General features: G+C 70.4%; 6 protein-coding genes. 4 read left to right on the forward strand and 2 right to left on the reverse strand.

Annotated elements, in window-relative coordinates:
• Positions 1–51: 51 nt before the first annotated feature.
• Positions 52–1,062, forward strand: coding sequence for a ferredoxin--NADP reductase (locus tag AB0I53_RS35380; RefSeq protein WP_358612922.1), 1,011 nt, complete (start codon positions 52–54; stop codon positions 1,060–1,062).
• Here the strand turns inward: AB0I53_RS35380 and AB0I53_RS35385 are convergent.
• A complete protein-coding gene (locus AB0I53_RS35385) occupies positions 1,049–1,927 on the reverse strand; it encodes an NmrA family NAD(P)-binding protein (RefSeq protein ID WP_358612924.1) in 879 nt (292 codons plus the stop codon). The genes AB0I53_RS35380 and AB0I53_RS35385 overlap by 14 nt on opposite strands.
• 71 nt (positions 1,928–1,998) lie before the next feature.
• Between AB0I53_RS35385 and AB0I53_RS35390 the strand changes: the two genes are divergently transcribed.
• On the forward strand, positions 1,999–2,964 hold the full coding sequence (locus AB0I53_RS35390; protein WP_358612926.1) for a helix-turn-helix domain-containing protein: 966 nt from the start codon (positions 1,999–2,001) through the stop codon (positions 2,962–2,964).
• A gap of 291 nt (positions 2,965–3,255) precedes the next feature.
• Here AB0I53_RS35390 and AB0I53_RS35395 read toward each other — a convergent pair whose 3' ends face one another.
• The gene (locus AB0I53_RS35395) at positions 3,256–4,635 is read right to left on the reverse strand and encodes an FAD-binding oxidoreductase (RefSeq protein WP_358612928.1); all 1,380 of its coding nucleotides are present in this window, start codon (positions 4,633–4,635) and stop codon (positions 3,256–3,258) included.
• 63 nt (positions 4,636–4,698) lie between these two features.
• Here AB0I53_RS35395 and AB0I53_RS35400 point away from each other — a divergent pair, with 63 nt between their 5' ends.
• Together AB0I53_RS35400 and AB0I53_RS35405 are read left to right on the forward strand one after the other, a co-directional pair.
• Entirely contained in the window at positions 4,699–5,673 is a 975-nt protein-coding gene (locus AB0I53_RS35400; protein WP_358612929.1) for a WYL domain-containing protein, read from the forward strand.
• A gap of 129 nt (positions 5,674–5,802) precedes the next feature.
• On the forward strand, positions 5,803–5,982 hold the full coding sequence (locus AB0I53_RS35405) for a hypothetical protein (RefSeq protein ID WP_358612931.1): 180 nt from the start codon (positions 5,803–5,805) through the stop codon (positions 5,980–5,982).
• The last annotated feature ends 274 nt before the right edge of the window (positions 5,983–6,256 follow it).

Consider the following 6,256-nt stretch of genomic DNA (forward strand, 5'->3'; position numbering starts at 1 on the left):
TCGAAGGTTCGACTTCAATGGAAACCGCGCACCAGACCACAGGAGCCTGCGATGCCCGAACCCGCCCGACTGCGGGTCGCCGCGGTCATCGACGAGACCCGGGACAGCCGGTCGCTGGTGTTCGAGCCGCCGCCGGCGTGGTCCTACCGGCCCGGCCAGTTCCTCACGCTGCGAATCCCCAGCGACCGCACCGGCTCGGTGGCGCGCAGCTACTCGCTGTCGAGTTCGCCGCACGTCGACGAGGCCTGGCAGGTCACGGTGAAACGAGCTGGCTACGGCTCGAACTGGTTGTGCGACAACGTCTCCGCCGGTACCACTGTGGACGTTCTGCCGCCCGGCGGCGCGTTCACGCCGAGCTCGCTGGACGACGACCTCCTGCTCATCGCGGCGGGCAGCGGGATCACGCCGGTCATGTCCATCGCGAAGTCGGTGCTGGCGGCCGGAACCGGGCGCGTGGTGCTGATCTACGCCAACCAGGACGAGGATTCGGTCATCTTCGCCGCCGAACTCCGGGATCTCATCGCGCGGCACCCCGATCGCATCGTGGTCGTGCACTGGCTGGAATCGGTGCAAGGCCTGCCGACGGTGCCGGCGCTGCGCGAGCTGATCAGGCCGTTCGCGGGCCGCGAATGTTTCGTGTGCGGGCCGGGCGGTTTCATGGACGCCGCCGCGGAAGCGCTGAAAGACCTGGAAGTCCCACGGGCACGAACCCACATCGAGCGCTTCGTCTCCCTGAAACGAAACCCCTTCGAGAAGAAGAAACCCAAGACGCCCGAGCCGGCCGAGGACGCCGCGACGATCGCGGTCGAGCTCGACGGCGAGCACCACCGGTTCGCATGGCCACGCCAGAAGCGCCTGCTGGACGTGCTCCTGGAAAAGGGCCTGGATGCGCCGTTCTCCTGCCGTGAAGGCGCGTGCAGCGCCTGCGCCTGCCGGATCCAACGCGGCGAGGTGAAGATGCTCCAGAACTCGGTGCTGGACCAGGAAGACCTCGACGAGGGAATCATCCTGGCCTGCCAGTCCCTCCCGATCACGGACGAGGTCGAGATCACCTACGAGTGAGTCCCGGCAGAGCGCCTGCGAGCACGTCCGAGGCGAAGTCCGCCGCCGAACGGGGCGGGCGTCCCAGAACCTCCTGGACGCCGGTGCCCAGCTCGGACTCCGCTTCTGCGCGGTAGTTGCGGTAGAGCGCGGCCAGCCCCGCGACGTACTCGACCGACAAGCCGGAACGGACCAGCCCGGCCTGCCAATCGGCATCGGGCACCACGCTGCGGTACCGAACCGGATGCCCCACGGCGGCACCGAATTCTTCGGCCAACCGCTCGACGCTGAGCCGCTCAGGACCGCTGAGGGACAGCGGGCCACCGACCGGGCGCTCGGCGAGCAGCTCGGCGGCGGCCACCTCGGCGATGTCGCGGGTGTCGATGAAACCGCGGGCGCCCAGCCCACCCGGATCGGCGAGTACCCCGGCGGAGATGGAATCGAGCTGTCCCAGGAAGTTCTGCAGGAACCGGTCCGGGCGCAGCACGGTCAGCTCCGGCACGCCCATCTCCCGCAGCCGGTCGACGATGACCTCGTGCGCCCCGGTGACCGGATCCGGCTCGCCGGCGGTGCGCCAGGCCAGGGCCCCCAGTTTCACGATCCGCGTGGCACCGGCCTCCAACGCCGCCCGCGCGAGGCCGATCTCGACCTCCGCTTGGCCCGTGCTGTAGGTGTGGGCGAGGTAGAGGCGCTCGACGCCGCGCACCGCGGCTCGCACGTCGGCGGGATTGCCCGCGTCGCCGCGGATGACGCGACCGGCCACCGGCCCCAGCGAGGCGGCAGAGCGGTCGGAACGGACCAGGTAGCGCACGTCGGGATTGCCGCGCAGCAGATCGGTGAGCTCGCGGCCGACGCTGCCGGCCGCCGTGGTTATCAGGATCGTCACCACCCGATCGTCCGGCCCGAACGCCCGAACCTGCCAGCAGCGAACTCGCCAACACTGGTTATGTTCTGGCCATGCCGCGCACTGGTCGACCCTGCCGGGTGGTGGTCCCGGTCCTGCCCGGTTTGCCGCTGTTCGAACTGGCCGTACCCGCCGAGATCTTCGGCACCGAGCGCCGGGACCTGCATCCCGACTGGTACGAATTCTCCTTGTGCGCGGTGGGAAACCGCTCCGTGCCGGTGCAACCGGACGCGCGGCTGCGGCTGGACGCGGGCGTGGCCGCCCTGTCCGAAGCGGACACGATCATCGTCCCGTCGTGCGACGAACCCGGAACGCCCGCACCGGCACCGCTGCTGAGGGCACTGCGGCAGGCCGGGCGCCGAGGTGCCCGCATCATCGGCCTGGGCGGCGGCACGTTCGTGCTGGCGCAAGCCGGACTGCTGGACGGGCGGGCAGCCACCACCCACTGGATGTTCGCCGCGGAATTCGCCCGAGCACATCCCCGGGTGCAGGTGCGGCCTGATGCGCTGTACGTGCAGGACGACCGCTACTACACCGCTGCGGGCACCGCGGCGAGCATCGACCTGTGCCTGCGGCTGGTCGCCGATGATCTCGGAACGGCCGTCGCCGCCCAGGTCGGCCATCGGATGATCGCCTCCCCGCACCGCAGCGGCGACCAGGCGCAAACCCGGCCGGAACCGGCGAATCGCGCTACGGGAGCGAGCCTGGCGGCGACGCTGGACTGGGCGATCCGGCGCCTCGACCACGATCTGCCGGTCGCGGAGCTGGCCGAGCACGCCTCGATGAGCCTGCGCACCTTCAACCGGCAGTTCCGCCGGCAGGTCGGGATCAGCCCGGTCCGCTGGCTGACCCGGCAACGGCTGTGGTTGGCCTGCCAGCTGCTGGAGACCACGGACCTGACGGTCGAGCGCATCGCGCAGCGCTGCGGCTACACCCACGCCGTGCCGCTGCGGCAGCACTTCCGGCGGGAGTGCGGGATGTCGCCCAGCGACTACCGCGCCCGCCACAACGAGCCGTGAGTGTTTTGTGTCGCTATAGAAGAGGCTGTTTTGGATGTGGTGACGTGCGGATGTAGTAACGCGGGCGTTTTGTCTTTGAAGCGGCGCAGCCGCTTAGCCCACCCTCGCAACCGGCACCGCCGCGGGTTCTCAGAGGCCTTCTCGCGAGGACAGCCCCGATGCCGCGTATTGGTCCATACATAAGTCGGGGATCCCACAGCCGAGAAGGCCTCTGAGGTTCCGCCACCCGCACCGCTATGCAGGACGAGTTTGGAAACAGGCTCTATAGCAGCACAAAACACTCACGGGCTCCTACCTGCCGGAACGCCGCGCCGGCGGGATGTTGTGGTTGAGGCGGAAGAGGTTCTTCGGATCGTGGATCGCCTTCATGGCAGCGAGGCGGTCGTAGTCGGCCGGGTCGTAGGCCGCGCGGACGCCTTCCGGGTTGGCGCTGCCGCCCGCCAGGAAGTTGAGGTTGCGGCCGCCCGTCGACCACGGGGACATCTCGCGCATGACGCGGCTCTGCAGCTCGCGGGCCGCGTCGACGGTGGCTTCGTCGACCTTGGAGTTGACGCCGAAGACGTACGGCGCGTCGCGGTGCCCGACGCAGTTGCCCGCCGGCCGGGACATCGCGCCGCCGAGGTGGCGGACCTCGACCACGCACCGCTGCGGCGCGTCCGGGCCGACCAGGTCGAGCAGCGTCTTGATCGCCGCGTCGTCGAAGTCGTGCAGCATCGCGTTGTCCGTGACGTAGCCCATCGGCTGGACCGGGTCGTTGTTGATCGAGCCGACCTCCCGGTACGGCATCTCGCGCACCGAGTCGATCAGCCGCGGCCCGACGGCCCGCAACGGCTCGGTCAGCCGCTCCCCCTCCGCCGGATCACCGGCGTATGCGATGCGCACGTGCACGACGTGGCGGCCGCGCAGCGGCTCCGGCAGCACCGGAACGTCCGGGAACGGGACCAGCGCGACCGAGGAGGTCATCTCGTCCGGCAGGTCGCGAGTCCACTGCTGCCAGGCTCGCAGCACGTCGCCGATCAGGTGCGCGTCGAAGTACAGCCCGCCGCCGTAGAGGCTCGCGACCGGCATCAGATCCACCTCCATGCCGGTCACCACGCCGAAGTTCCCGCCCGCGCCGCGCAGCGCCCAGAACAGCTCGGCGTCGGAATCGGCGGTGACGCGGCGGAGCCGCCCGTCGGCGGTGACGATCTCGATGGCGCGCACGTGGTCGGCGGCGTAGCCGTAGCGCCGCGCGAGGTGCCCGAGGCCGCCGCCGAGGGTGTAGGACACCGCGCCGACGTGCGGCGCGCTGCCGGACAGCGGCGCCAGCCCGAACTCCGCCGCCGCCTCGACCACCTGGCCCCACCGCACGCCGGCCGCGAACCACGCGGTGCGCCGCTCGGCGTCGATCCGGACCTCCGACATGCGGCCGGTCGTGATCAGCAGCCCGCCCTCGACCTCGGACGCGATGCCGTGACCGGTGCTCAACACCGCCACGGGCAGGTCGCGCGCCGCCGCGAACTCGACCGCCGCCCGCGCGTCTTCCGCGTCGACCGCAGCCACCACGACCTGCGGCCGGCGCTGGTCGAAGGCCAGGAATCCGGAACGTTCGGTGTCGTAGTCGGCGTCTCCCGGCAGGAACACCGGTCCCTGCACGCGGTCGGTCAGCGCGGCGAATTCGTTCGGTGCCATGCCATGAACCCTATTCGACCTTGAGGACAGTTCTTGTCCTAAACGATGTGCGATCCTGAAAACATGACGACCACGCTGCCCGCCCGGCTGCTCCGCTTGTTGTCGCTGCTGCAGAGCCGGCGCGAGTGGTCCGGCGGCGAGCTGGCCGACCGGCTGGAGGTCACCGGCCGCACCGTGCGCCGCGACATCGACCGGCTCCGCGAGCTCGGCTACCCGGTCGAAAGCACCACCGGCACCGCGGGCGGCTACCGGCTGGCCTCGGGCAAGAACCTGCCGCCGCTGCTGCTCGACGACGACGAAGCCGTCGCGGTGGCGGCCGGGTTGCTCACCGCCGCGAGCGGCAGCGTGACCGGCATCGAGGAGAGCTCGATCCGCGCGCTGGCCAAGCTGGAGCAGGTGCTCCCGGCCCGGCTGCGCGGCCGGGTGGGAGCCCTCGCGGGCGCGACGGTGCCGGTGGTGGTGCGCGACGGCCCGCAGGTCGACGCCGGGACGCTGGCCACCATCGGGGCGGCCTGCCGGGACCACGAGGTGCTGTCCTTCGACTACGAGAAGCGCGGTGGCCCAACGGAATCCCGCAGGGTCGAACCGCACAGCCTGGTCGCGGTGCGCGGCCTGTGGTACCTGATCGCCTTCGACCGCGACCGCGACGACTGGCGCACCTACCGCGCCGACCGCCTGGTCCGGCCGCTGGCCACCGGCCGCCGCTTCGAACCACGCGCCTTACCCGCGGAAAGCCCCGCCGAGCACATCCGGCGCTCGATCATCGACGCGCCCTACCGCTACTCCGCTCGGGTCACGGTGCAGGCCGCCGCCGAGTCCGTGCGCAAGCACCTGCATCCGCTGCTGCCGGACCGCGTCGCCGCGATCGACGAGCACAGCTGCTCCGTCCGGCTCGGCGAGGACACGTTGCCCGCGATCACCCGGCGCGTGCTCGACCTGGCCGTCCTCGACGCCGACTTCGCCATTGACGCCCCGGACGACCTGCGCGATCACCTGCAATCGAGCCTCCGGCGGCTGCTCGACGTGCTGTCCCGCTGATCGGGCAGCGGCGCGACGCGATCACCGCGCGTGTCCGGATTTCCCCCGGGAAACCGACCGTTTGCACCTTTTCTTCGAAGCTTTCTCGGCCGACGTGAAGTCCGAGGGCACGAAGATCAGGAGTGAAGCATGGGTGTCGGCGGCGCATTCCGGGCCAGACTCGCGCAGTTCCGCGGCCGGATCGCAGTCCGATGCAGACCCCCGCACGTCCCGAACATGGACGAATGCCCGGCAGGCGGCGGCCACGCCCCGGTGCCGAAGCAGGGCGGCGGAGGCCGGATCTGCGCCAAATGCGGCGAGCACTGCTGAGCACGGGCACCACCAGGCGCTCTCGACGCGCCATTGCCCGGGTTTCCGCCCCGAGCAGGGCTCGTGAGCACTTTGGATCGCTATAGAGGCTGTTTTGGATGTGGTGACGTGCGGACGTGGTAACGCGGGCGTTTTGTCTTTGAAGCGGCGCAGCCGCTTGTGCCGGTTGCGTGGGTGGGCCGCCGCGGGTTCTCAGAGGTCTTCTCGCGAGGACAGCCCCGATGCCGCGTATTGGTCATACATAAGTCGGGGATCCCACAGCCGAGAAGACCTC

The organism is Saccharopolyspora sp. NPDC050389 (assembly GCF_040655595.1).
GTDB lineage: Bacteria > Actinomycetota > Actinomycetes > Mycobacteriales > Pseudonocardiaceae > Saccharopolyspora.